The sequence below is a fragment of the Streptomyces sp. NPDC094448 genome (genome assembly GCF_044763775.1).
Classification (GTDB): Bacteria; Actinomycetota; Actinomycetes; order Streptomycetales; family Streptomycetaceae; genus Streptomyces.
In genome coordinates, this window is sequence record NZ_JBIWGU010000009.1 from 172,644 (window position 1) to 197,251 (window position 24,608).

Annotated in this window: 20 protein-coding genes; 4 read left to right on the forward strand and 16 right to left on the reverse strand. The window is 71.8% G+C overall.

Annotated features, from left to right (window positions below; all coding sequences use genetic code 11):
* Positions 1–57 precede the first annotated feature (57 nt).
* From ACIQ9E_RS19195 to rsmH, 16 genes are all read right to left on the reverse strand, one after another.
* On the reverse strand, positions 58–1,266 hold the full coding sequence (locus ACIQ9E_RS19195) for a DivIVA domain-containing protein (protein WP_403708479.1): 1,209 nt from the start codon (positions 1,264–1,266) through the stop codon (positions 58–60).
* Between the two features lie 64 nt (positions 1,267–1,330).
* Positions 1,331–1,621: a YggT family protein gene (locus tag ACIQ9E_RS19200; RefSeq protein ID WP_403708481.1), complete on the reverse strand. Its 291-nt coding sequence runs from the start codon at positions 1,619–1,621 to the stop codon at positions 1,331–1,333.
* A 71-nt stretch (positions 1,622–1,692) separates the two neighbouring features.
* Positions 1,693–2,313 carry a cell division protein SepF gene (locus tag ACIQ9E_RS19205; RefSeq protein WP_403708483.1) on the reverse strand — a complete coding sequence of 207 codons (621 nt, stop codon included), beginning with the start codon at positions 2,311–2,313 and terminating at the stop codon, positions 1,693–1,695.
* A gap of 143 nt (positions 2,314–2,456) precedes the next feature.
* Positions 2,457–3,179 carry a YggS family pyridoxal phosphate-dependent enzyme gene (locus ACIQ9E_RS19210; protein WP_403708485.1) on the reverse strand — a complete coding sequence of 241 codons (723 nt, stop codon included), beginning with the start codon at positions 3,177–3,179 and terminating at the stop codon, positions 2,457–2,459.
* Positions 3,176–3,940 carry a peptidoglycan editing factor PgeF gene (gene pgeF, locus ACIQ9E_RS19215; protein ID WP_403708487.1) on the reverse strand — a complete coding sequence of 255 codons (765 nt, stop codon included), beginning with the start codon at positions 3,938–3,940 and terminating at the stop codon, positions 3,176–3,178. Before pgeF ends, ACIQ9E_RS19210 begins: the two co-directional genes overlap by 4 nt.
* A complete protein-coding gene (gene ftsZ, locus ACIQ9E_RS19220; RefSeq protein WP_403708489.1) occupies positions 3,937–5,133 on the reverse strand; it encodes a cell division protein FtsZ in 1,197 nt (398 codons plus the stop codon). Before ftsZ ends, pgeF begins: the two co-directional genes overlap by 4 nt.
* A gap of 279 nt (positions 5,134–5,412) precedes the next feature.
* Entirely contained in the window at positions 5,413–6,201 is a 789-nt protein-coding gene (locus ACIQ9E_RS19225; protein ID WP_403708490.1) for a cell division protein FtsQ/DivIB, read from the reverse strand.
* A gap of 62 nt (positions 6,202–6,263) precedes the next feature.
* Positions 6,264–7,352: an undecaprenyldiphospho-muramoylpentapeptide beta-N-acetylglucosaminyltransferase gene (murG, locus tag ACIQ9E_RS19230; protein WP_403708492.1), complete on the reverse strand. Its 1,089-nt coding sequence runs from the start codon at positions 7,350–7,352 to the stop codon at positions 6,264–6,266.
* A 6-nt stretch (positions 7,353–7,358) separates the two neighbouring features.
* On the reverse strand, positions 7,359–8,768 hold the full coding sequence (gene ftsW, locus ACIQ9E_RS19235) for a putative lipid II flippase FtsW (RefSeq protein ID WP_403708494.1): 1,410 nt from the start codon (positions 8,766–8,768) through the stop codon (positions 7,359–7,361).
* Positions 8,769–8,853: 85 nt separating this feature from the next.
* The gene (gene murD, locus ACIQ9E_RS19240; RefSeq protein WP_403708496.1) at positions 8,854–10,275 is read right to left on the reverse strand and encodes a UDP-N-acetylmuramoyl-L-alanine--D-glutamate ligase; all 1,422 of its coding nucleotides are present in this window, start codon (positions 10,273–10,275) and stop codon (positions 8,854–8,856) included.
* The gene (gene mraY, locus ACIQ9E_RS19245) at positions 10,272–11,342 is read right to left on the reverse strand and encodes a phospho-N-acetylmuramoyl-pentapeptide-transferase (RefSeq protein WP_403708498.1); all 1,071 of its coding nucleotides are present in this window, start codon (positions 11,340–11,342) and stop codon (positions 10,272–10,274) included. The genes murD and mraY overlap by 4 nt, the downstream gene beginning before the upstream one ends.
* The gene (murF, locus tag ACIQ9E_RS19250; protein ID WP_403708500.1) at positions 11,339–12,769 is read right to left on the reverse strand and encodes a UDP-N-acetylmuramoyl-tripeptide--D-alanyl-D-alanine ligase; all 1,431 of its coding nucleotides are present in this window, start codon (positions 12,767–12,769) and stop codon (positions 11,339–11,341) included. Before murF ends, mraY begins: the two co-directional genes overlap by 4 nt.
* A gap of 4 nt (positions 12,770–12,773) precedes the next feature.
* Entirely contained in the window at positions 12,774–14,486 is a 1,713-nt protein-coding gene (locus tag ACIQ9E_RS19255) for a UDP-N-acetylmuramoyl-L-alanyl-D-glutamate--2,6-diaminopimelate ligase (RefSeq protein ID WP_403708502.1), read from the reverse strand.
* Between the two features lie 71 nt (positions 14,487–14,557).
* The gene (locus tag ACIQ9E_RS19260) at positions 14,558–16,549 is read right to left on the reverse strand and encodes a peptidoglycan D,D-transpeptidase FtsI family protein (protein WP_403708504.1); all 1,992 of its coding nucleotides are present in this window, start codon (positions 16,547–16,549) and stop codon (positions 14,558–14,560) included.
* Between the two features lie 4 nt (positions 16,550–16,553).
* On the reverse strand, positions 16,554–17,081 hold the full coding sequence (locus ACIQ9E_RS19265; RefSeq protein ID WP_403708506.1) for a septum formation initiator family protein: 528 nt from the start codon (positions 17,079–17,081) through the stop codon (positions 16,554–16,556).
* A gap of 109 nt (positions 17,082–17,190) precedes the next feature.
* The gene (gene rsmH / locus ACIQ9E_RS19270) at positions 17,191–18,156 is read right to left on the reverse strand and encodes a 16S rRNA (cytosine(1402)-N(4))-methyltransferase RsmH (RefSeq protein WP_403708508.1); all 966 of its coding nucleotides are present in this window, start codon (positions 18,154–18,156) and stop codon (positions 17,191–17,193) included.
* A gap of 412 nt (positions 18,157–18,568) precedes the next feature.
* Here rsmH and ACIQ9E_RS19275 point away from each other — a divergent pair, with 412 nt between their 5' ends.
* The 4 genes from ACIQ9E_RS19275 (at position 18,569) to ACIQ9E_RS19290 (ending at position 24,382) form a co-directional block, all read left to right on the forward strand.
* Complete coding sequence (locus ACIQ9E_RS19275; RefSeq protein ID WP_403708510.1) at positions 18,569–19,111, forward strand: beta-class carbonic anhydrase; 543 nt, start codon at positions 18,569–18,571, stop codon at positions 19,109–19,111.
* Between the two features lie 368 nt (positions 19,112–19,479).
* Positions 19,480–20,523, forward strand: a complete 1,044-nt coding sequence (locus ACIQ9E_RS19280) for an AAA family ATPase (RefSeq protein ID WP_403708512.1) — start codon at positions 19,480–19,482, stop codon at positions 20,521–20,523.
* Positions 20,523–21,959 (forward strand): DUF58 domain-containing protein, encoded by a 1,437-nt coding sequence (locus ACIQ9E_RS19285; RefSeq protein WP_403708514.1) that lies wholly within the window; start codon positions 20,523–20,525, stop codon positions 21,957–21,959. Before ACIQ9E_RS19280 ends, ACIQ9E_RS19285 begins: the two co-directional genes overlap by 1 nt.
* The gene (locus tag ACIQ9E_RS19290) at positions 21,956–24,382 is read left to right on the forward strand and encodes a DUF3488 and DUF4129 domain-containing transglutaminase family protein (protein WP_403708516.1); all 2,427 of its coding nucleotides are present in this window, start codon (positions 21,956–21,958) and stop codon (positions 24,380–24,382) included. Before ACIQ9E_RS19285 ends, ACIQ9E_RS19290 begins: the two co-directional genes overlap by 4 nt.
* Positions 24,383–24,608: the final 226 nt, after the last annotated feature.

The window sequence follows — 24,608 nt, forward strand, 5'->3', positions numbered from 1 at the left end:
GGCCCTCATGGTGCCGACTGCCGACGGGCTATGCGCTCGGGGCCGAGCGCCGCCCCGTCAGTTGTCGTCCTCGTCGATCAGGAAACCGCGCATCGGCGACGGAGCCTGCTGCATCGGCTGCGGAGCCTGCGGGCGGACCGGAGCCATCGGCTGGGTCATCGCGGGCGCCATCTGCTGCTGACCGCCGTAGGACGGACCGCCGCTCATCGGGGAGCCCATCGAAGGACCGCCGCCCATCGAGTGACCGGAGTGACCCATCGAGGGCGCTCCGGCGGAGGCCATCGAGGGGGCCGGCGGCAGCGAGGCGGCAGCCGGGGTCCGCGGCGGGGCGAGCGAATCGTCGGCCTGGGTCTCCAGCTGGCGCAGCTGGCTCTCCAGGTACGACTTCAGGCGGGTGCGGTACTCGCGCTCGAAGCCGCGCAGATCCTCGACCTTGCGCTCCAGCGTGGCACGGGCCGACTCCAGCGAGCCCATCGCGACGCGGTGCTTCTCCTGGGCGTCCCGCTCCAGCGCATCGGCCTTGGCACGGGCGTCCCGCTCCAGGCCCTCGGCGCGCGAACGAGCCTCGCCGACGATCTTGTTGGCCTCGGAACGGGCCTCCGCGATCGCCTGGTCGGCGGTCTGCTGCGCCAGGGAGAGCACCCGCGCGGCACTGTCGCCACCAGGGCCCTGGCCGGGCATCTGCTGCGGGTGGCCGCCCATGGGGCCGCCCTGCATCTGACCGGGGCCGCCCATCGGACCACCCTGCATCGGGCCGCCCTGCATGGGACCACCCTGCATTCCGCCCATCTGCGGACCGCCCATGGGGCCGCCCTGCATCTGACCGGGGCCGCCCATCGGACCGCCCTGCATCGGGCCGCCCTGCATGGGACCGCCGTGGTTCGGGCCACCGTGGTTGGGACCGCCGTGGTTCGGTCCGCCGTGACCGGGACCGGCAGGCAGCTGCGGAGCACCGCCGGGCAGCTGGGGGGGACCCATCTGCGGCTGCTGCTGTACCGGGGGTCCTGATATGGCAGCGGGCACCGGACCTCCCGGCCGGGCGTCCTGGGGCTCGGGCCCCTTGCGCATGCCCTGCTGCTGGTTCTGCGCCGCCGCACGGGTCGCCGCGGCCAGCTTGGCGCGCAGGTCCTCGTTCTCGCGGAGCAGGCGGGTCAGTTCGCCCTCGACCTCGTCGAGAAAGGCATCGACCTCGTCCTCGTCATAGCCTTCTCGGAGTCGGACGGTCGTGAACTGCTTGTTCCGCACGTCCTCGGGGGTCAGCGGCATCTCTTCTTCACCTCTACGTAGTCGTCGGCAGTCGGCAAGACCGTATCGTCCACAGTTGCCCCGTTCACCCCGCGAAACGTCCCACGATGGAGATCAGGATGTAGACGATGATCATCAGAACGAAGAAGGACAGGTCGAGTGCCACGCCCCCGAAACGCAACGGCGGGATGAACCGCCGAAGAAGCTTGAGTGGTGGATCGGTGACAGTGTAGGTGGCCTCAAGGATGACCACCATCACCTTCCCGGGTTGCCATGAACGAGCGAACTGGAAGACGTAGTCCATGACCAACCGGAAGAACAGCACGACCAGGAAGCACACCAACGCGATGTAGACCACCTGCAGCGCTACGCCCATGCCGTGCTTCCCTCTCCCCTGTGCTCACGTGGCCCGGCCTCTCGGCCGGGGTTGTCCCGACGGCGTGTTTCTCAGCTCTGGTTGAAGAATCCGCCCTCTGCGATGCGGGCCTTGTCCTCCGCCGTGACGTCGACGTTAGCAGGAGACAGGAGGAAGACCTTCTGGGTCACCCGTTCAATACTCCCGTGGAGGCCGAAGACCAGACCGGCGGCAAAGTCGACAAGTCGCTTTGCATCGGTGTCGTCCATCTCCGTGAGATTCATGATCACCGGAGTGCCCTCACGGAAGTGTTCCCCGATGGTACGGGCCTCGTTGTAGGTCCGGGGGTGCAATGTGGTGATGCGGTACGGCTCCCGCTCGGACACGACCTTGGGCATGATCACCGGTGCGTTCTTCTCCAGGCTCGGACGTTCAGGTGTGATGGATGCCACGGGGGCGATACGGGCCGGACGCCCGCTCTCGGCGGGCATCGGAGGCGCGACGTGCGCCACCGGCTCGCGGGGCGCGGGGGGTTGCACCACACGCACCGGCTCCTCGCGCTCCATCTGGTGCGGGGGCTGGTGCCGCCGGTGCTCCCGCTCGGGCTCCGGCTCGGGTTCGAAGTCGTCGTCGGGGTCGAATCCCCGGCCGTCGTACCCATCGTCCTCCACGAGGCCGAGGTAGACCGCCATCTTGCGCATCGCGCCGGCCATTGCTCTGAGTCCTCCGCTCTGTGGTGGATCGCCTTGTGCCGCCGATAGTGCAGTGTCACCAAGTGCCCGCGATCCACGTGGCATGCCCGCTTATTGGCGGGAATGACCATATTTTCTGCTGTGGTCCGACCTGCTTCGCGACGTTACCCGAGCCGGGGACGGACTCCGAGCACCGCGGTGCCGACGCGCACATGTGTCGCTCCGGCCGCCACGGCCTCTTCGAGGTCCGCACTCATCCCCGCGGACACCATGTTCGCAGCAGGATGCCCGGCGCGCAGGCCCGATGAGAATTCCGTCAGCCGGTCGAAGGCCGCCCGCGGCCGCCCGGCATAGGGTCCGGCCAGCGGCGCGACGGTCATCAGCCCCTTGAGCCGGAGCCCCGGGGCGGCCGCCACAGCGGCGGCCAACTCCTCGATTCCGCCGGGCGCGACGCCGCCGCGCTCACCGCGGGCGGCCCCCTCCCCGGCGTCGAGGGCGACCTGGATCAGACAGCCGATCTCCCGGCCGCTCCGCTCCGCCGCTCCGGCCAGCGCTGTGACAAGTCTTACCCGGTCGACGGACTGCACAAAATCGGCATACTGCGCAACGGACCGGACCTTATTGGTCTGCAACTGTCCGACGAAGTGCCAGGTCAGGTCGAGATCCGCACAGGCCTCGGCCTTGGGGGCGGCGTCCTGATCGCGGTTCTCCGCCACATGGCGGACGCCCAGTTCGTGCAGGATCCGTACATCGCTCGCGGGGTACGTCTTGGTGACGACGATGAGCGTCACTTCCCCGCGCCGGCGTCCGGCGGCCGCACAGGCTGCGGCGATACGTTCCTCCACCGCGGCCAGGTTCTCGGCCAGTTCACTCCGGCGATCCGTCATGGTGCTTCCCTCCCGGGCCCGTCCGACCGCCCGATCCAGACATATCCGGCGAGCCGTCCGGTCATACGGTCCCTCCGGTACGAAAAGTGGTCCCGGGACTCCAGGGTGCAGACGCCGACGTCCTGACGGTCCGTGATGCCCAACCGGGCCAGCTGGGCGTGCACGCCGGCGGCCACGTCCACGGCCGGAGTTCCCCGGCTCGTGGTGGCGAAGGCGGCGGGTTCGGCCTCGGCGACCGCGGCCCGCATCTCCCCGGGCACTTCGTAACAGCGCCCGCAGACCGCGGGACCGGTCCGGGCGGTGATCCGCTCGGTCCTGGCACCGAGGGAGACCATGGCCTCGACCGCGGCGGGGACGACTCCGGCGACCATCCCGGGGCGGCCCGCGTGCGCCGCGGCCACCACACCGGCAACCGGATCGGCGAGCAGGACCGGTACGCAGTCGGCGGTCAGTACGGCCAGGGCGAGTCCGCGGCGGGCGGTGACCACCGCGTCCACCGCCGGAACCGGCCCGTCGGCCCAGGGTTCTTCGACCACGGCGACCTCGCGGCCGTGCACCTGGTTCATCCAGACCACCAGCTCCGGGTCGAGGCCCAGTCCCCTCGCCGCGATCGCCCGGTTGGTGCGTACGGCCTCGGGGTCGTCGCCGACCGCGCCGCCGAGATTCAGCTCCTCGTACGGAACGGCGCTCACCCCGCCCCACCGGTCGGTGAAGGCGAAGTGCGCGCCGTTCTCGTGTATCGCGCCGTGCCGCACGGTCACTTCAGGAAGTCCGGCACGTCCAGCTCTTCGGCGGAGGCGTCGGTGTAGGAACGGGTCGACGGTACCTGCGGGGCCTGGCCGACGGGCTCGGCCACCGGGGCCGGCTCGGCGGCCTTGGACTCCTCGCGCACCGGTACGGTGCCGAGCCCGGAGGGACGGGAGGTCTCGGCCGGACGGGAGACCGGGGCCGGCTCCTCGCGCTTGGCCGAGGAGGAGCCGAGGACGTTGTCGCGGCGGGCGGGCGGCTGACCTCCGTCGAACCCGGCGGCGATCACGGTGACCCGGACCTCGTCGCCGAGCGCATCGTCGATGACCGCACCGAAGATGATGTTCGCCTCGGGGTGCGCGGCCTCGCTGACCAGCTGCGCGGCCTCGTTGATCTCGAAGAGGCCGAGGTCGGAGCCGCCGGAGATGGAGAGCAGCACCCCGCGGGCGCCGTCGATGGAGGCCTCCAGCAGCGGCGAGGAGATCGCCATCTCCGCCGCGGCCACCGCACGGTCGTCGCCACGGGCGGAGCCGATGCCCATCAGCGCCGATCCGGCCTCGGACATCACGGACTTGACGTCGGCGAAGTCGAGGTTGATCAGACCGGGCGTGGTGATGAGGTCGGTGATGCCCTGAACGCCGGAGAGCAGCACCTGGTCGGCGGACTTGAACGCGTCCAGCACGCTGACCTGGCGGTCCGAGATGGACAGCAGCCGGTCGTTGGGGATGACGATGAGGGTGTCGACCTCTTCGCGGAGTTCGGCGATGCCGTCCTCGGCCTGGTTCGCCCGGCGGCGGCCCTCGAAGGTGAAGGGGCGGGTGACCACACCGATCGTCAGGGCGCCCAGTGAGCGGGCGATATTGGCCACCACGGGGGCGCCGCCGGTGCCGGTGCCACCGCCCTCACCGGCGGTGACGAAGACCATGTCGGCCCCCTTGAGGACCTCCTCGATCTCCTCGCGGTGGTCTTCGGCGGCCTTGCGGCCGACGGCCGGGTTGGCGCCGGCGCCGAGCCCCCGGGTCAGTTCGCGGCCGACGTCCAGCTTGACGTCGGCGTCGCTCATCAACAGTGCCTGGGCATCGGTGTTGATCGCGATGAACTCGACGCCCTTGAGGCCGACCTCGATCATTCGGTTGATGGCATTGACACCACCGCCGCCGACACCGATGACCTTGATGACTGCGAGGTAGTTCTGCGGTGCTGCCACGTCGAAGGCCTCTCGCCTCGAAAAACAGGTGTTGCCGCGGTGCGGTTCACGCACCTCGGCGACGGATGCCGATGGGACGGTCCGGAGCGCCGACCCGAACCCTAACGCTGAAGTTTAGGGTTACCAGTGTGTCCGGCCGCCGGACTCTTCCGAACAGGACACTAAGTCGACACGTGGCGCGCGTTCAACGAACACGCCGAACCTCCCGTTTTTCTTTTCACCCTATGTGATCAGCCGTTGCGCGCACCACCCAGGGGGCGGGTGGTGGGCATGTGTGCGTCAACTCCCGGCTGCCGCCGGGGCGGTGGGGGCGCTGACGTCGTACCGCAGGGCCTCCGGTTCGGCCTTCATCAGCGCGACCAGCGCGCGGGCCTTCTGCTCGCCCTCTTCGGGGCTGCCCCAGACCACGGTGCGGCCACGCGTCAACTCTGCGGTGATGTCGTCGTATGAACGGACCACCAGGGCGCGGAGTTCGGTTCTGGTCTTCGGCGGCAGCTCCCCCCGGACCCGGACCGCTTCGGTGATGAGCCGATCGGTGCCGAACCGCCGCAGACTGGGTGATCCGGATGCTTCCAGGCGCAGTCGCGGTACGGCGTCGGGGGCCCGGTCGACGGTGGCGAACCGCACGCCGTCCTCGTCCACTTCGACGAACCGGGCACCCTGCTCCAGCACCAGGACGGGCCGCCTTTCGGTGACCTCCAGGGTGATCCCGCCGGGCCAGGACCGGGAGACGTCGACCCGGTCGATCCGGGGCAGCCGGGCCCTGAGCCGGGCCTCGACGTCGTCGGTGTCGACCGAGACCAGGGGTTCGCCCATCGGCACCCGGGCCGTGTCGACGACCTGCCGGGGCGTCAGGACCCGGGTGCCGCTTGCCGAAACCTCCCGGACCCGGAACCAGGAGGATCCGTACAGCGCCCAGAGGATTCCCCCGGTGAGCGCCAGTACCGCCAGGGCGGTCAGCAGGGTCCGGGGGCCGCCGGGGATCCGGACCGCCCGGCGGGTCGGCGGGGCCGAGGGCCCCGTAGAGGGTTTGCGCACCCCGCGTTCTGCGGTGCTCGGTCCGGCCACGCTCCCGGTCTCCTTCCGGCTGGGTCGCTTCCCCGGGGCCCCGGGCCCGGTGGGGCCGGGGCTCAGCGGCGGGCCGCGATCGCCTCGTACACCATGCCGACGAGGAGGTCGTCGGCGTCCCTGCGGCCGAACTCGGCGGCCGCCCGGGACATCTCGTACAGCCGGTGCGGATCGGCCAGCACCGGAAGGACGTTGTTCTGGACCCACTGGGGGGTCAGTTCCGCGTCGTCGACCAGGAGTCCGCCGCCGGCCTTCACCACCGGCTGGGCGTTCAGCCGCTGTTCGCCGTTGCCGATCGGCAGCGGGACATAGGCGGCCGGGAGCCCGACGGCGGAGAGTTCGGCCACGGTCATCGCACCGGCGCGGCAGAGCATCATGTCGGCCGCGGCGTAGGCGAGGTCCATCCGGTCCACGTACGGTACCGGGATGTACGGCGGCATTCCGGGCATGTTCTCGGCGCGCGGCAGTTCATTTTTGGGGCCGACGGCGTGCAGGATCTGGATTCCGGAGCGTTGCAGCACGGGGGCGGCCTGCTGTACCACCTCGTTGAGCCGGCGTGCGCCCTGGGAGCCGCCCGAGACCAGCAGGGTGGGGAGCTGCGGGTCCAGCTGGAACGCGTCGCGTGCCTCGGGGCGCACCCGGGCGCGGTCGAGGGTGGCGATGGAGTGCCGGAGCGGGATGCCGATATAGCGGGAGTTGCGCAGCTTGCTGTCGGGGGTGGCGACGGCGACCCCGGCGGCGTACCGCGAGCCGATCTTGTTGGCGAGGCCGGGCCGGGCATTGGCCTCGTGGACGACGATGGGCACCCCGAGCCGTTTGGCGGCGAGGTAGGCGGGAAGGGCGACATAGCCGCCGAAGCCCACGACGCAGTCGGCCTTGGCACGCTCCAGAATCTGCTCGGCGGCCTTGATGGTGCCGCGCAGTCGTCCGGGGACGGTGATCAGTTCCGGGGTCGGCTTCCGGGGCAGCGGTACGGCGGGGATCAGCGCCAGCTCGTAACCGCGCTCGGGGACGAGCCTGGTCTCCAGACCGCGCTCCGTGCCCAGTGCCGTGATGCCCACGGTGGGGTCCTGCCTGCGCAGGGCGTCCGCGAGGGCGAGCGCGGGCTCGATGTGGCCGGCGGTCCCCCCACCGGCGAGTACGACATGCACCGAAATTCACCGCTCTCCGGACGGACGCCTGGTGACGCGCCGTCTCATCGTCTTCCATCTCACGCCTGGCGTACGCACCGCCAGGGCCGCCTTCGCCGCGGGTTCGGACCGTGCGAAGGCGATCAGCAGTCCGACCGCGAACATGGTCGGCAGCAGGGCGGACCCTCCGTACGAGAACAGCGGGAGCGGAACCCCGGCGATCGGCAGCAGTCCGAGCACCGCCCCGATGTTCACCACGGCCTGGGCCGTGATCCAGGTGGTCACGCCTCCCGCGGCGAATCTCACGAAGGGGTCCTCCGTGCGTCCGGCCACGCGGATACCCGCATAGCCTAGAGCCGCGAACAGGGCGAGCACCGACAGCGTCCCCGCCAGGCCCAGCTCCTCACCGGCGATGGCGAAGATGAAATCGGTATGCGGTTCCGGCAGTTGTCCCCATTTTTCCACACTGGCCCCGAGGCCGGAACCGAACCATCCGCCGGAGGCGAGGGCGTAGATGCCGTGGACGGCCTGCCAGCACTCCCCCTTGGGGCCCAGGTCGATGGCGCCGATGCACTCCAGCCGGGCCATCCGGTTCTCGTTGGTCCTGATCAGCATGAAGCCGACCAGGGCGGAGACGCCGAGTACCCCCGCGAAGAGCCGGGTCGGGGCGCCCGCCAGCCAGAGCAGGCCGAAGAGGATCGCGGCCAGGATGATCGCGGTGCCCATGTCCCCGCCGAGCATGATCAGGCCGAGCAGCAGAAAGGTGACCGGGACCAGCGGCACCAGCAGATGCTTCCACTGGTTGAGCAGTTTCCGCTCGTGCTTGCGGGCGAGCAGGTCGGCGCCCCAGAGGATGAGTGCCAGCTTGCCGAACTCACTGGGCTGGAGCTGGAACGAACCACCGATCGACAGCCAGTTCTGGTTGCCGCCGACCGACACCCCTATTCCGGGGATCTGCACCAGGACCATCAGGAAGACGGTGACCATCAGCAGCGGGTAGGCCAGGGCCCGTAGCAGCTTCGGCGGCAGCCGCGAGGCCAGCAGCAGCAGTCCGGTGCCGATCAGGGCGGCCAGGAACTGCTTGCGGAAGAAGTAGGAACTGGAGAGCGACAGTTCCAGCGCTTTGATCATCGAAGCGGAGTAGACCATCACCAGCCCGAGGACGGTGATCAGCAGACTGCTGCCGATGATCAGGTAGTACGCGGTCAGCGGCCGGTCCCAGGCCTTTCGGGCCCGCTCGTACAGCTGTCGGGCGCCGCGGCCGCGCGGCGGACGGGACGGGACGGCCGGGCGTCCGCCGCCCGCCCGGGGCACCCGTGGAGCGCGGGCCGTCTTCCCGGTGCCGCTCCTCTCGCCTCCGGTACGGCTGCGCAGCGCGCGGCCCGCGGCGACGGCGGGTGCGTACCCGCGCAGCAGCATCGTGTCCAGCATGCGCATCGGCGCTGTCCCCTCCAGTCGGGCCCGGAGCTCCGGTGTGCGCCCCGGGGGTCGGGGCGCACACCGGACGCACAGGTCGGGCCGGTCAGGCGCGCTCGGCGGCGAGGGTGCGGACCGCTTCCGCGAAGGCCTCGCCCCGCTTGTTGTAATTGGTGAACATGTCCATCGAGGCACAGGCCGGGGCCAGCAGGACGGTGTCCCCCGGCCGGGCGAGCCGCGCCGCCTCACGGACCGCCGCCGCCATCGCCCCAGTGTCCGTCCGGTCGAGGTCCACGACCGGGACATCGGGGGCGTGTCGCGCGAGGGCTTCGGCGATCAGGGCCCGGTCGGCGCCGATCAGCACCGCGGCGCGCAGCCGGCCGGCGGATCCGGCCACCAGTTCGTCGAAGGTGGCGCCCTTGGCGAGACCTCCGGCGATCCACACGATCGGGTCATAGGCCGCGAGGGAGGCCTCGGTCGCGTGGGTGTTGGTGGCCTTGGAGTCGTCGATGTAGGCGACCCCGTCGACATCGGCGACCTTCTCGATCCGGTGCGGGTCGGGGCGGAAGGCCCGCAGCCCGTCGCGGACCGCGCTCGCGGGGACGCCGTAGGCACGGGCCAGGGCGGCCGCCGCGAGGGCGTTGGCGATGTTGTGCGGGGCGGGCGGGTCGATATCGGCGACCTCGGCCAGCTCCTGGGCCTGCTGCTGCCGGTTCTCGACGAAGGCCCGGTCGACCAGGATGCCCTCGACGATCCCGAGCTGGGAGGGGCCGGGGGTGCCGAGGGTGAAGCCGATCGCCCGGCAGCCCTCGGCCACATCGGCCTCGCGCACCAGGTCCTCGGTCGCCGGATCGGCTGTGTTGTAGACGCAGGCGACCGTGTTGCCCTCGTAGATCCGGCCCTTGTCGGCGGCGTACGCCTCCATGGAGCCGTGCCAGTCGAGATGGTCGGGCGCCAGATTGAGCACGGCGGCCGAGTGGGCGCGCAGCGAGGGCGCCCAGTGGAGCTGGTAGCTGGAGAGTTCGACGGCGAGTACGTCGTACGGCTCCTCCGCGAGGACCGCGTCGAGGAGGGAGACGCCGATATTGCCGACGGCGGCCGTCCGCAGTCCGGCCGCCTCCAGGATGGCGGCGAGCATCCGGACCGTGGTGGTCTTGCCGTTGGTGCCGGTGACGGCGAGCCAGGGGGCCGAGTCCGGGCGCCGCAGCCGCCACGCCAGCTCGACATCGCCCCAGATCTCCGTGCCCGCCGCGGCGGCCGCGGCGAACAGCGGCTTGTCGGGCCGCCAGCCGGGGGCCGTGACGATCAGCTCGGTGCCCTCGGGGAGGGTGTCGCCGTCGCCGAGCCGGACCGTGATGCCCTCGGCCGCCAGCACGGCGGCCTGCTCCCGGGCGCGCTCGTCGTCGCCGTCGTTGACGACGGTGACGAGCGCCCCGAGCCCGTGCAGCACCCGGGCGGCCGGGATTCCGGAGACCCCGAGCCCGGCGACGGTGACCCGCCGGCCCGCGAGATCCTCACGCGTACTCACTTGTCCGCCGCCCAGCCCGCGTAGAAGAGTCCGAGACCGACGATCACGCACATGCCCTGGATGATCCAGAACCGGACCACCACAAGGACTTCGGACCACCCCTTGAGTTCGAAGTGGTGCTGGAGGGGGGCCATCCGGAAGACGCGTTTCCCGGTGAGCTTGAAGGAGCCGACCTGGATGACCACGGACATGGTGATCAGGACGAAGAGGCCGCCGAGGATGGCGAGCAGCAGTTCGGTACGGGAGCAGATCGCCAGACCGGCCAGCGCGCCGCCGAGGGCCAGGGAGCCGGTGTCGCCCATGAAGATCTTGGCGGGTGAGGTGTTCCACCACAGGAAGCCGAAGCAGGATCCCATCAGGGCGGCCGCGACCACGGCGAGGTCGAGCGGATCGCGGACCTCGAAACAGGCGTCCGGATTGGTGAGCGTGGTCGCGTTGGCGCAGGACTCCTGGAACTGCCAGAGGCCGATGAAGGTGTAGGCGCCGAAGACCATCACCGATGCGCCGGTGGCCAGACCGTCCAGACCGTCCGTCAGATTCACGCCGTTGGACATGGCGAGGATCATGAACAGGGCCCAGACCACGAACAGCACCGGGCCGATGGTCCAGCCGAAGTCCGTGATGAAGGAGAGTTTCTCCGAGGCCGGGGCGTTCCCGCGGGCGTCCTTGAACTGGAGCGCGAGGACGGCGAAGGCGATGCCCACGATGAGCTGCCCGGCCATCTTCGCCTTGGCCCGCAGACCGAGCGACCGCTGCTTGACGATCTTGATGTAGTCGTCGAGGAAGCCGACGAGCCCCATACCGGCCATCAGGAAGAGGACCAGCAGACCGGAGTAGGTGACCTCACCGCCGGTGAAGACCTTGGCGAGCGCGTACGCGATCAGCGTGGCCAGGATGAAGGAGATACCGCCCATGGTGGGCGTCCCCTTCTTACTGCCGTGGGTACGCGGGCCGTCGTCCCGGATGAACTGCCCGTAGCCCTTGCGGGCCAGCAGTTTGATCAGCAGCGGCGTACCGACGAGCGACAGGAAGAGGCCGATGGCCCCCGCGAAGAGGATCTGCCTCATCGACCGGCACCCCGCCCGTCCGCGGCCACCGCCGCGTCGTCAATCAGCGTCTGCGCGAGCCGTTCCAGACCGGCAGATCTGGACGCCTTCACCAGCACGACGTCTCCTGGGCGCAGCTCACTGCGCAACAGGTCGGCCGCCGCCTGTGCGTCGGACACGTGCACCGACTCCTCACCCCACGAACCCTCGTTATATGCGCCCAGTTGCAGCCAGGACGCTTCCCTGCCCCCGACTGCAACGAGCTTGCTGACGTTGAGCCGGACGGCGAGCCGTCCGACGGCGTCGTGCTCGGCGAGCGCCTCGTCACCGAGCTCCGCCATGAGACCGAGCACCGCCCATGTCCGTCCCCCCCGGCTCTGTGCGTCCTGTCCCATGGCGGCCAGGGCGCGCAGCGCCGCCCGCATGGACTCGGGGTTCGCGTTGTAGGCGTCGTTGACGATCGTCACGCCGTCCGGTCGCTCGGTGACCTCCATGCGCCAGCGGGAGAGGGTGCCGGCCTCGGAGAGCGCGTCGGCGATCTCGGAGACGGGCATGCCCAGCTCATGGGCGACGGCGGCCGCGGCGAGCGCGTTCGACACGTGGTGCTCACCGTACAGCCGCATGGTCACTTCGCCGCACCCGGTGGGGGTGTGAAGCGTGAAGGCGGGCCGACCTTGCCGGGTGAGCCGGACATTTTCGGCGCGGACGGCGGCGTTCGGCGACTCTCCGAAGTACACGACGCGGGCGCGGGTACGGTCGGCCATGGCCCGGACGAGGGGGTCGTCGGCGTTGAGGACGGCGGTTCCGTCGGCGGGCAGGGCCTCCACGATCTCGCCCTTGGCCTCGGCGATCTTCTCCCGGCCGCCGAACTCGCCGATATGGGCGGTGCCGACGTTCAGGACGACGGAGATCCGCGGCGGGACGAGTTCGGTCAGATAGCGGATGTCACCGACGTACCGGGCGCCCATCTCCAGGACGAGGTGCTCGGTGGTGGCATCGGCGCGGAGCGCGGTCAGCGGCAGCCCGATCTCGTTGTTGAGATTGCCCTCCGGGTAGACCGTGGGGCCCTTGCGCGCCAGCAGTTGGGCGATCAGGTCCTTGGTGCCGGTCTTGCCGACGGAGCCGGTGAGCGCGACGGTGGTGGCGCCGAGGCTTTCGACGACGTGGCGGGCGAGGGCGCCCAGCGCGGCGGTGACATCGGGCACCACGATCGCGGGTACGCCGACGGGCCGGGTCGCCAGGACGGCGGCGGCGCCGTCGGCGACGGCCCGGGCGGCGTAGTCGTGGCCGTCCGTGCTGGCGCCCGCGAAGGCGGCGAACAGGGCGCCGGGGACGACGGCCCGGGAGTCGATCACGACGGGTCCGGTGACCGTGCGGTCCGGATCCGGTATGTCGTGCGGCTGCCCGCCGACGACTGCGGCGATGTCGGTGAGGGAGAGGGTGATCACTGGGTCATCCCCGGGGGGTCTCGTGCGATGCGGCGGAGGTGGCGCGAATCGCGTCGCGCAGTACCACCCGGTCGTCGAAGGGCCGGACGACTCCGGCGGTGTCCTGGCCCTGCTCATGGCCCTTTCCGGCGACCAGGACGGTGTCGTCGGGCTCGGCGCGGGCGACGGCGGCGGCGATGGCCGCGGCCCGGTCGGCCTCGACGAGGACCCGGCCGCGTTCATGGGCGGGGACCGTGGCGGCTCCGGAGAGCATGGTGGCGAGGATGGCCAGGGGGTCTTCGGAGCGCGGGTTGTCCGAGGTCAGGACGGCCGTGTCGGCGTAGCGGGCGGCGGCTGCGCCCATGGGGGCGCGTTTGGTGGTGTCGCGGTCGCCGCCGCAGCCGAGGACGATGTGCAGCCTGCCCTTGGTGACCTTGCGCAGGGAGCGGAGGACCGATTCGACGGCGTCGGTCTTGTGGGCGTAGTCGACGACGGCCAGGTACGGCTGGCCCGCGTCCACCCGCTCCAGCCGGCCGGGGACGCCGGGGACGGCGGCGACGCCGTCGGCTGCCGTCCGCGGGTCGGTCCCGGCGGTGGCGAGGGCGACGACGGCGGCGAGGGTGTTGGCGACGTTGAACGGTCCGGGCAGCGGGGCCGTGGCGGGGATGCGGGTCCCGTCGGGCGCCACGACGGTGAAGGTGGAGCCGACGGCGCCGAGTTCGACGTCCTCGGCGCGCCAGTCGGCGTCCGGATCGCCCTCGGCGGAGAAGGTGGTGACCGGTACGGTCGCCTCCCCGGCCAGCCTGCGGCCCCATGCGTCGTCGAGGTTGACCACGCCCCGGACGCTGCGGGCGGGTGTGAACAGCACCGCCTTGGCCCGGTAGTAGTCCTCCATATCGGAGTGGAACTCCATGTGCTCCGGGCTGAGGTTGTTGAAGACCGCGACGTCGAAGACGCAGCCGTCGACCCGGCCGAGCACGAGGGCGTGGCTGGAGACCTCCATGGCGACGGCTTCGACGCCGCGTTCGCGCATCACCGCGAAGAGGGCCTGGAGGTCGGTGGCCTCGGGGGTGGTGCGCTCGGATGCGGCGCTCTCGGCGCCGATCCGGGTCTCCACTCCGCCGATCAGGCCCGTGGTGCGTCCGGCGGCCCGGAGACCGCCTTCGATCAGGAAGGTCGTGGTGGTCTTGCCGGAGGTGCCGGTGACGCCGATGCGGAGCAGTGCCTCGCCCGGCCGTCCGTAGATCTCGGCGGCCAGGGCGCCCATCCGGGCGCGGGGGTCGTCCACGACGAGGGCGGGCAGCCCGGCCGCGGCGGCGCGGTCGGCACCCGCCGGATCGGTGAGGACGGCGACGGCGCCCAGCGCGGCGGCCTGGCCGGCGAACTCGGCGCCGTGGACGCGGGCGCCGGGCAGGGCGGCGTACAGGTCACCGGGGCGTACCGCGCGGGAGTCGTGGGTAATGCCCGTGACCTCGACGGGGCCGCCGCCCGGTGGGGGCTCCGGGGTGCTCACCCCGAGCAGGGCCGCCAGTTCCGCGAGGGGGGTGGGGCGGGTCCGGTCCGGACGGGGCGCTCCCGGCTGCGACGGCGGGGCGGCTGCGGACGGGGAGGGCCGGGCGGTGTTTCCGTACTGATCAGGGTGGGGCACGGCGGTGAGCGTACCGGGCTCGGTGTGCGGGGAGCCAAAAGAGGTCCGCTCGGGTCCGTGGTTCCCGGGTTCGGGGGTGATCGTCGTCACTGGTGGCACTGGGATTACCTCGGGTCTGGGTCTGGGGTCCGGCGGACGGTGGCGCCGGGGGTGCGTTCCGGTCAGTCGCCCGGGTCGAAGGTGACGGGCAGCCCGGCGGGCTCGGCCCCGGTCGGCGGGACCTGGAGGGTCTTCAGGGCGAACGCCATGACCTTCTGGTAGATGGGGCCGCAGATCTGGCCGCCGAAGTAGCTGCCCCGGGTGGGGTTCTGGATCGCGCAGTAGACCGTGATCCGGGGCTTGTCGGAGGGGGCGAATCCGGCGAAGGAGGAGGTGTAGCCGCGGTAGCGGCCCAGCTCCGGGTCGACCCGGTTGGCGGTGCCGGTCTTGCCGGCGACCCGGTAGCCGGGAATACGGGCCTTGGTTCCGGTGCCCTCCTCGTCGCCGACGACGGACTCCAGCATCTTCGCCAGGGTGGTGGCGGTCCGCTCGCTGACGACCCGGGTCTTCCCCGGGGCGGGGGCGGCGGTGAACCGCCCGTCGGGGCCCTTGGTGCCGCGGACCAGCGTGGGGTCGATGCGGACGCCGCCGTTGGCGACCGTCGAGTAGACGGAGGCGGCCTGGACGGCGTTGAGGGAGAGGCCCTGTCCGAAGGGGATCGTGTACTGCTGGGAGGTGGACCATTTCGCGGGAGGGGCGAGGATGCCCGAGGTCTCGCCCGGGTAGCGCAGCCCGGTGGGGCTGCCGAGGCCGAACTTCCGCAGATACGAGTGGAGCACCCGGTTGGCCTCCGGCTGGGTCTTCCCCAGCTGGCCGGTGGCCAGGATGGTGCCGATGTTGCTGGACTTGGCGAGGACGCCGTTGAGGGTCAGGTACCAGGTGGGGTGGTCGATGTCGTCCTTGAAGAGCCGGTCGCCGCGGTGGAGCCGGTTGGGCACCACGACATGGGTGTCGGGGGTCGCGGCGCCCTCCTCCAGCACGGCGGCCATGGAGATGACCTTGGCGGTGGAGCCGGGTTCGTAGGCGTCCTGGAGCGCGGCGTTGCCGAGGCCGGCGGGGTCGGCGCGGCTCAGGTCGCCCGGGTCGAAGCCGGGGGCGTTGGCCATGGCGAGGATTTCACCGGTCCGGGTGTCCTGGACCACCACGTATCCGCGGTCGGCGCGGGATTTCGCGACCTGGTCGCTGATCGCCTTCTGGGCGGCCCACTGGATATCGCGGTCGATCGTCAGCTCGATGTCGGAGCCGGGCACGGCGGGGGTCTCGCGGGTGCCGCCCGCGGTGGGTACCCGGCGGCCGCCGGACTGGGCGTAGGTGACCTCGCCGTCCTGCCCGGCGAGCTGCTGGTCGAGCATGGACTCCAGACCGCCGCCGCCGCGGCCGGAGGCGTTCACATAGCCCAGTACCCCGGCGGCGAGTTCGCCGTTCGGATAGACCCGGCGGCTGCTGGGCTCCTGGAAGACCCCGGCGAGGACGCTGACGCCCGGGCCGCCCTCCGGCTTGTTGTCACGGGCCTTCTCGGCGAAGACGCTCCGCAGGTCCTTGATCTGGTTCCAGACCTGGGGGGTCTGGCGGCGGGCCAGGACGGTGTAGCGGGACTTGGGGGTCCGCAGCTTCTTCACCAGTTCGGGCGCCGGGACCTTGAGGATCGGGGAGAGCAGCGCCGCGGCCTGTTCGGGGGCGTTGCCGACCTTGCTCTCCTCGGGGGTGAACATCTTAGGGTCGGCGGTGATGTCATAGGCGTCGACGCTGGTGGCCAGCGCGATTCCGGCACGGTCGGTGATGTCCCCGCGCTCGGCGGCGAGCCGGACGCTGAGGTAGCGGCTCTTCTCGGCCTTGGCCGCGTACGCCTCGGCGTCCACGGCCTGGACCTGGAGGAGGCGGACCACGAAGGCCAGCATGACGAGGGTCAGACCGAAGCCGACGAGACGCAGCCGGGGGCGGGGGCTGCCGAGGCGCAGGTGCTTCGTATCGCCGCGGGGGCCGCCGGGGCGCTGCGGTCCGCCGGTGCGCCGGGGGGCGGGGCGGGGGGCCGGTCCGGGTACGCGGCCCCGGGGCGGCGCGGTGTCCCGGTCGCGCGCACCGTGCCGCGGGCGGGGTTCCTGGTGGGAGGGCACTGCGTCACCTGCCGGGGGGCGTCGGGGCCGACGGCGCGGACTCGTCGGCCGGGGCGGTGGGCGGGGCGGGTGACCGGCCGGGGCCGGTGAGCGGGCCGGGTCCGGTCGGAGTGCCCGACGGGGTGCCCGTGGCGGAGGCGGAGGGCTCCGGTTCGGGGGGCGGGGCCGAGGCCCGGCCGGGGACGCCCCGGACCGTTCCGTCCGGGTCGACGAAGGCGGGGCCGCTGCCGGGGACCATGCCCAGCTCCGCGGCCCGGCGTTCCAGCGCGTCGGGTGCGGACCGGCTGTCCACGTCGCGCTGGAGCGCCTGCTGTTCGTCGGTCAGCTCGGTCGTCTTGCGTTTCAGCTCACTCAGTTCGAACGAGCCCTCGTTGAGGGACGAGTTCAGCAGCAGCAGGGTGATCAGCCCGCCGCCGAGGAGGACGACCACCAGCAGGACGAAGGGGGTACGGGCGGCGTTGCTGGGGCCCGCGGGCATCAGCCGGGCGAGTCTCGCGGCGCGTCCCCTGAGCTGTTTGCCCGCTGTGCTCACCCTGTCCTCCCGTCGGCCGTGTCCCGGATGTCACCGGCCGGCCGGGGGCCGTTCCCCCCGCCCGGTCCGTCCCGCGGTCCGTCCGGTGCGGGGCTGTGGATGGTACGACTCACCGCACGTCCTTGCGGATGCGCTCCGCCCCCCTCAGACGCACCGAGGCGGCCCGGCGGTTCTCGGCCACTTCTTCCTCCGTCGGCAGTTCGGCGCCCCGGGTGAGCAGCTTCAGCCGGGGCTGGTACTCCTCGGGGACGACGGGGAGTCCCGGCGGCGCCGTCGTCGCGGCACCCGCCGTGAGGACCTGCTTGACCAGCCGGTCCTCCAGCGAGTGGTATGACAGCACGGCGATCCGGCCGCCGACGGCGAGCGCCCGTACGGCCGCCGGAACGGCCCGCTCCAGCACGCTCAGCTCGCCGTTGACCTCGATCCGCAGAGCCTGGAAGGTGCGCTTGGCCGGATTGCCCCCGGTACGCATGGCGGCCTGGGGCAGTGCGTCCCGGATCAGCTGGACCAGCCGGGCACTGGTGGTGAAGGGCTCCCGCTCCCGCTCCCGGACGACCGCGGACACGATCCGCTTGGCCTGCTTCTCCTCGCCGTACATCCGCAGGATCCGCACCAGCTCGCCGGGCGGGTAGGTGTTGAGGACCTCGGCGGCGGAGACCCCCGTCGTCTGGTCCATCCGCATGTCCAGGGGAGCGTCCTGGGCGTAGGCGAAACCGCGGTCGGCCTCGTCGAGCTGCATGGAGGAGACCCCGAGGTCGAAGAGGACACCCTGGACCTCGGGGACCCCGAGCCGGTCGAGCACCTGCGGCAGTTCGTCGTAGACCGCATGGACCAGCACGGCGCGGTCGCCGAAGGGCGCGAGGCGTTCGGCGGACAGTCTCAGCGCCTCGGGGTCGCGGTCGAGCGCGACCAGCCTGACGGCGGGGAACCGGTTCAGCAGCGCCTCGCTGTGTCCGCCGAGGCCGAGGGTGCAGTCGACGACGACCGCTTCCCGGTCGCCGGCCCCTTCGAGGGCGGGCGCCAACAGGTCCAGGCACCGCTGGAGCATTACCGGGACGTGTCGGGTATTGCTCAAGGGGCCCTCTCAGGATCCGGCGCGGGGCTGGTGCGACCGGCGAGCTGGAGAGGAAGGCCGAGCCGTGCGCAGTCCGCACACGCGGGGATGTACAGAAGTACAGGAATACGGAAATACGGGAATGCGGGAATGCGGGAGGTGTACCGGACGGAACTTCGGGGTCCGCCGGACGGTACGGACGTACGGTCGTGAAACGGGTTGAGCCGGTGGACTGCGCGCCACTCTAGTCCACGGCCCATCCCGGTCAATCAACCGGTTGACGGCGTGGCGCGGGCCCCCTCCGACCGCGCAATTCACTCGAACGGATGGCCGCGCACCCCCTCTGTGGGTTACCTCACAACAAGCGTTGTTGATGTTCTTTGTCCACTCTCACGACGAGCCCCGGACGCCGGTCCCCGTTACCGTCGTCGACATGACGACTTCTGCGCACCCCTCCCCCGGACCGACGCGTACCGGCGGACAGGTCACCGATCGCCTCGTGGAGGCGAATCAGCGCTACGCCGCCGACTTCAAGGACCCCGGGATGGACGCCCGTCCCGTACTGCAGGTGGCCGTCGTCGCCTGCATGGACGCCCGGCTCGACCTGCACGCCGCGCTCGGGCTCGACCTGGGCGACTGCCACACCATCCGCAACGCGGGCGGAGTCGTCACCGACGACGTCATCCGCTCCCTGACCATCAGCCAGCGGGCGCTGGGCACCCGCAGCGTGATCCTCATCCACCACACCGGCTGCGGGCTGGAATCACTGACCGAGGACTTCCGGCACGAACTGGAGGACGAGGTGGGGCAGCGTCCGCCGTGGGCGGTCGAGGCGTTCCGCGATGTCGACCAGGACGTACGCCAGTCGATGCAGCGGGTGCGGACCTCGCCGTTCCTGCGGCACAAGGACGATGTCCGCGGGTTCGTCTTCGACGTGAAGAGCGGGCTGCTGAGGGAGATCGACCCGGCGCAGTAGCGGGCCGCGACCGCCCCGCCGGAGTGCTCCGGCGGGGCGGTCGCGCGTCCGGGGACCGCGCACGGCCGACTACCGGACCCGGCCTTGGCCACCGGCCACCGGCCACCGGCCACCGGAATCCGTGCCCCCGGAACCGTTTTCCGGGTGATCAACGTGTGAGGAGTGTGCGTGTGACGCGTCGAACACCGCGGGAAAAAACGGCCAATCCGACAAAACTCCTGCGGTTGTCCACAGGCAAGTGACACGACACGCCGACGGCAACAAGAATGCCGGTACGGGCACCCCCCGGGTACAGACCGGGGCTGGGTGCCTCGGGGTGGGCCGGGCCAATGTGTGTCCCCGGCCGGGAAAGGGCCGAGGAGGGCCGGGTGACGACCTATGACGAGCGAACTGGTCTCACGGATCTGACCGCGACCGCGGATCGTGTCCGCAGGTCGGTGGAGAGCGTGATCGAGGGCAAGCCGGAGGTCGTACGGCTGTCGCTGACCGTCCTGCTGGCCGAAGGGCATCTGCTCATCGAGGACGTGCCGGGCGTGGGCAAGACCATGCTGTCCAAGGCCCTGGCACGGTCACTCGACTGTTCGGTACGGCGCATCCAGTTCACGCCCGATCTGCTGCCGTCCGATATCACGGGCGTATCGGTCTTCGACCAGCAGCAGCGGGACTTCGAGTTCAAGCCGGGCGCGATCTTCGCCCAGTTCGTGATCGGCGACGAGATCAACCGGGCATCGCCGAAGACGCAGTCGGCGCTGCTGGAATCGATGGAGGAGCGCCAGGTCACCGTCGACGGGATCACCTACGAACTGCCCAGCCCCTTCATGGTGGTCGCCACCCAGAACCCGGTGGAGATGGAGGGCACCTATCCGCTGCCCGAGGCCCAGCGGGACCGCTTCATGGCCCGGGTGTCCATCGGCTATCCCAGCGCGGACGCCGAGCTGCGGATGCTGGGGATCCACGGCGGGGCGTCCCCTCTGGACGGCCTCCAGCCGGTGGCCCACGCCCATGACATCGTCAAACTCATCGAGGCCGTGCGCCAAGTGCACGTCGCCCAGTCCATCCAGCGGTACGCGGTCGAACTGGTCGCCGCCACCCGCAGCCATCCGGACCTCCGGCTGGGTGCATCGCCGCGCGCCACCCTGCATCTGCTGCGCGCCGCCAAGGCCGAGGCCGCGCTCTCCGGCCGGGACTACGCCCTGCCGGACGACGTCCAGGCGCTGGTGGTTCAGGTGCTGGCGCACCGGCTGCTGCCGACCGCACAGGCCCAGCTGAACCGGAGAACGGCCGAGCAGATCGTGCTGGAGATCCTCCAGCGGACCCCGGTCCCGGCGGCCGACGGCACCGAGACCGCGTTCGGTACGGGCGGCCGGACCGCGCCGCTCTACGGCCAGCGGCCCGGCAACCGGCGGCTCTGATGCCGGACCGGGATCCCGCCGCCGCGGGCCAGGTACGGGGCACAGCCGACGAGGAGGGCCCCGGGCGGGCACCGGGCGACCGGGGCAAGGGGGCGGTCCGGATCGCCCTGGCCGGGCTCACCACGCGCGGCCGGTCCTTCGTCGCCGCCGGGCTGGCCGCCGGGGTGTGCGCCTATGTGCTCGGGCAGGAGGATCTGCTCCGGGTCGGCCTGCTGCTGGCCGTACTGCCGCTGGTCTGCGCCACCGTCCTCTACCGCACCCGCTACCGGGTCGCGGGCAGCCGCCGGCTCACCCCCGCCCGGGTGGCCGCCGGTTCGGAGGCCCGGGTGCATCTGCGGATGGACAATGTGTCGAAGCTGCCCACCGGGCTGCTGATGCTCCAGGACCATGTGCCCTATGTGCTGGGGCCGCGGCCCCGGTTCGTGCTGGACAGGCTGGAGCCCGGCGGCCGGCGCGAGGTCTCGTACCGGGTCCGCTCCGACCTCCGCGGCCGCTATCCGCTCGGCCCGCTCCAGCTGCGGCTGAACGACCCGTTCGGCATGTGCGAGCTGACCCGCTCGTTCACCGCCTTCGACCAGCTCACCGTCGTTCCGCGGACCGAGGAGCTGCCCGCCGTGCCGCTGCTGGGCGACGGTGCAGGTCAGGGCGACGGACGGCTGCGGGCCCTCGCGCTCGCGGGCGACGACGACACCATCCCCCGCCCCTACCGGCACGGGGACGATCTGCGCCGGGTCCACTGGCGCTCCACCGCGCGCTTCGGCGAGCTGATGGTCCGCCGCGAGGAGCAGCCCCGGCGGGCTCGCTGCACGGTCCTGCTCGACACCCGGGGCATCGCCTACCGGGGGGTGGGTCCGGACGCGGCCTTCGAATGGGCGGTGTCCGGTGCGGCGTCCGTACTGATGCATCTGCTGACGCAGGGTTATGCGGTACGGCTGCTGACGGACGAGGGCAGCCCGCTGCACGGAGGGGCCGACTCCGCCGGGGGCGGGCTCTCGGGGACGGCCGTGGAAAGCGCCGAATCGGCGGGGCTGCTGATGGATGTGCTGGCGGTGGTCGACCACTCCGAAAGAGAGGGCGTCGAATCCGCGTACGAGGTGCTCCGCGACGGCGCCGAGGGGCTGCTGATCGCCTTCTTCGGCGATCTCGACGAGGAGCAGGCGGCGCTGGTGGCCCGGATGCGGCAGCGCAGCGCGACCGCCGTCGCCTTCCTCCTCGACGGTGAGACATGGACGGGCGGGGCCATGAGCGGGGAGACCGGGAACGCGCTGCGCATACTGCGCGAGGCGGGCTGGACCGCGCTGGCGGTGCCGCCGGGTACGGGGCTGCCCGCGCTCTGGGAGCAGGCCGCCCGGGAGCGGGCCGAGGCCGTGGGCGGCCCGGCCGGGCCCGGGCCGTTCGGATCCGGTCCCGCGCTGAAGGCCGGGGGGCACCGATGAGCGGCCGGGGGCGGCTCGCGCTCTGCGCGTACGCCGCGACGCTGATGGCGGCCGGCGCGCTGCTGCCACTGGTCGACTCGCCGGGCTGGCTGGTCCAGGCCGCATTCCTGCTGGCGGTGCAGAGCGGGGTGGGCGCGCTGGCGCGGAGGCTGCCGCTGCCGTCCGCGCTGACCGTCGCCGCTCAGGCCCTGACCGCACTGATGCTGCTCACCCTGGTCTTCGCCGGGGACCGGGCCCTGCTGGGAGTGGTGCCGGGGCCGGACACGCTGGTCCGGTTCGGTGAACTCATGAGCATCGGCGGGCAGGACATCGAGCGGTATGCAATACCCGCGCCCGCCTCCGAGGGCATCCGGCTGATGCTGGTCGGCGGCGTGCTGGTGATCGGGCTCATGGTGGACACGATCGCGGTGACGTTCCGCAGCGCGGCTCCCGCCGGGCTGCCGCTGCTCGCGCTGTACTCCGTGGCCGCAGGACTGGCCGGGGGTGCCGCGAGCGCCCTGTGGTTCCTGCTCGCCGCGTCCGGGTATCTGCTGCTCCTGCTGGCGGAGAGCCGGGACCGGCTCTCCCAGTGGGGCCGGGTCTTCTCCGGGACACCGTCGGCCCCGCAGCGGGGCGAGCGGGCCTTCGGCAGCGGGGGCACTCCGGGGGTGCCGGTGCGCACCGGCCGCCGGATCGGTGTGCTGGCGCTGGGTATCGCCCTGGTGGTGCCGCTGGCGCTGCCCACGCTCGACGGCGGTCTGCTGTCGGACCTCGGCGGGGCCGACGGCTCCGGCTCCGGCAACGGCACGATCAGCGCGGTCAACCCGATGGTGTCGCTGCAGAACAGTCTGAACCAGCCTGCCGAACGCGAATGGCTGCGCTACCGGACGAACGCCGCCGACACGAACGGCATGTACCTCAGGCTGGTCGCACTCGACCGGTTCGACGGTTCCCAGTGGATGCAGTCCGAGCGCGATGTGGAGGATCTGCCGGACCGGCTGCCGCGGCCCGAGGGCCTCAGCTCATCGGTCCGCACCCAGGAGGTCGAGACCAGCATCAGCGCCGCCGGTTCGTACGCGCAGGACTGGCTGCCGATGCCCTTCCCCGCGGCCTGGGTGAGCGCCGAAGGGCGGTGGCGCTTCGAGCCGGAGGGGCGTTCCCTGGTCGGTGACCGGGGCCAGAACACCCGGGACCTGGAGTACACGATCCGGAGTCTGCTGGTGCAGCCGACGGCCCAGCAGCTCGCGACGTCCCCGGCGCCGCCCGCGGACATCGCCACCGAGTACACCAGGCTGCCTCCCTCGCTGCCGAGCGTCGTCGAGGAGACCGCCCGCCAGGTCACGGCCGGCGCCGAGAGCGACTACGACGCCGCGGTACGGCTCCAGGAGTGGTTCACCACGACCGGCGGCTTCACCTACGACACCGATGTGAACTCGGGCAGCGGTACCGGGGCCATCGCCCGCTTCCTCCGGGACAAGGAAGGCTTCTGCGTCCATTTCTCCGCCTCCATGGCGGCCATGGCGCGGACGCTGGGCATCCCGGCCCGGGTCGCGGTCGGTTTCACCCCGGGCACCGCGCGCGGTGACGGTTCGATGTCGGTGAGCAACCGCAACGCCCATGCCTGGCCCGAACTGTATTTCGAAGGTGTGGGGTGGACCCGGTTCGAGCCGACGCCGAGCATCGGCAGCGCCCCCGACTACAGCCTTCCCGACTCCCCCTCGGCGGAGGAGTCCGCGGCTCCGTCGGAGCCGCGGGAGACGGCGTCGCAGGCGCCCGCGCCGACCGTGTCCGCCTCGGACAGCTGCCCGGCGGACGTGCGGCAGCGCGGTGAGTGCGCCGGGAGCGCCACGGCCGGGGAGGGCGCGGTCACCGGTTCGGGCGGTCCGCCGTCCTGGCGGCCGTTCCTGCTGATACCGGCCGCGGCGTTGGCACTTCTGCTGCCGCTGGTACCGATGCTGTGGCGGATCCGCGTCACGGCCCGGCGGCTGGGCTCCCGGGGCCGTACGGACGAGGATGCGGCCGAACGGACCCTGCTGGCCTGGCAGGAGGTGACCGATCTGGCGTGGGACCACGGGATACCGCCCGACGAGTCCCTCACCGCCCGCCGGTCGGCCGTGCGGATCGTGCTTCTGGGCAAGCTGGAGGGCGCGGCGGCGGAGTCGGTGCACCGGACGGCCCGTGCCGTGGAACAGGTGCTGTACGCACCGGGCCCCCGTCCGGTGCCCGGTCTCGTGGACGATGTGGCCCGGGTGCGGGCGGGGCTGTCGGCGGGTGCGGGCCGGTGGGGGCGGATCCGGGCCGCGGTGTTCCCCCGGTCGTCCGTCCGGGTGGTCTGGGCGCTCGCGGCCCGTCGGCAGGCGGTCACCGGCCGGCTCCGGGACCGGGCCGACTCCTGGCAGGCCCGTCTGCCAGGACTGCGAAGGCCCTTCCGCGGACGCGGCTGAGGGGGCGGCCGTCCGGGGCGGCCGCCCCCACGAGATCCGGACGGGTCCGGGTCTCGTGGGGGCGGGTGGGTCCACCGGACGCGGAGAAGCCGGGGGCCCGCGAGCCCCGATGGCGACGCCTGCGGAATCCTGCCGGAACGGTCGCCGGGTGGGTGCGCCGGGGCACTGAGCCCGGCGCACACCCGCCGGGGACCCCGAGGGGAACGGCTCATGGAGGCCTTCGCAC

Coding starts and splice junctions, on each gene's coding strand:
- ACIQ9E_RS19195 (WP_403708479.1), bottom strand. CDS start 1,266: ATGCCGCTGACCCCCGAGGACGTGCGGAACAAGCAGTTCACGACCGTC.
- ACIQ9E_RS19200 (WP_403708481.1), bottom strand. CDS start 1,621: ATGGGCGTAGCGCTGCAGGTGGTCTACATCGCGTTGGTGTGCTTCCTG.
- ACIQ9E_RS19205 (WP_403708483.1), bottom strand. CDS start 2,313: ATGGCCGGCGCGATGCGCAAGATGGCGGTCTACCTCGGCCTCGTGGAG.
- ACIQ9E_RS19210 (WP_403708485.1), bottom strand. CDS start 3,179: ATGACGGATCGCCGGAGTGAACTGGCCGAGAACCTGGCCGCGGTGGAG.
- ftsW (WP_403708494.1), bottom strand. CDS start 8,768: ATGCGCATGCTGGACACGATGCTGCTGCGCGGGTACGCACCCGCCGTC.
- mraY (WP_403708498.1), bottom strand. CDS start 11,342: ATGAGGCAGATCCTCTTCGCGGGGGCCATCGGCCTCTTCCTGTCGCTC.
- ACIQ9E_RS19275 (WP_403708510.1), top strand. CDS start 18,569: ATGACGACTTCTGCGCACCCCTCCCCCGGACCGACGCGTACCGGCGGA.
- ACIQ9E_RS19285 (WP_403708514.1), top strand. CDS start 20,523: ATGCCGGACCGGGATCCCGCCGCCGCGGGCCAGGTACGGGGCACAGCC.
- ACIQ9E_RS19290 (WP_403708516.1), top strand. CDS start 21,956: ATGAGCGGCCGGGGGCGGCTCGCGCTCTGCGCGTACGCCGCGACGCTG.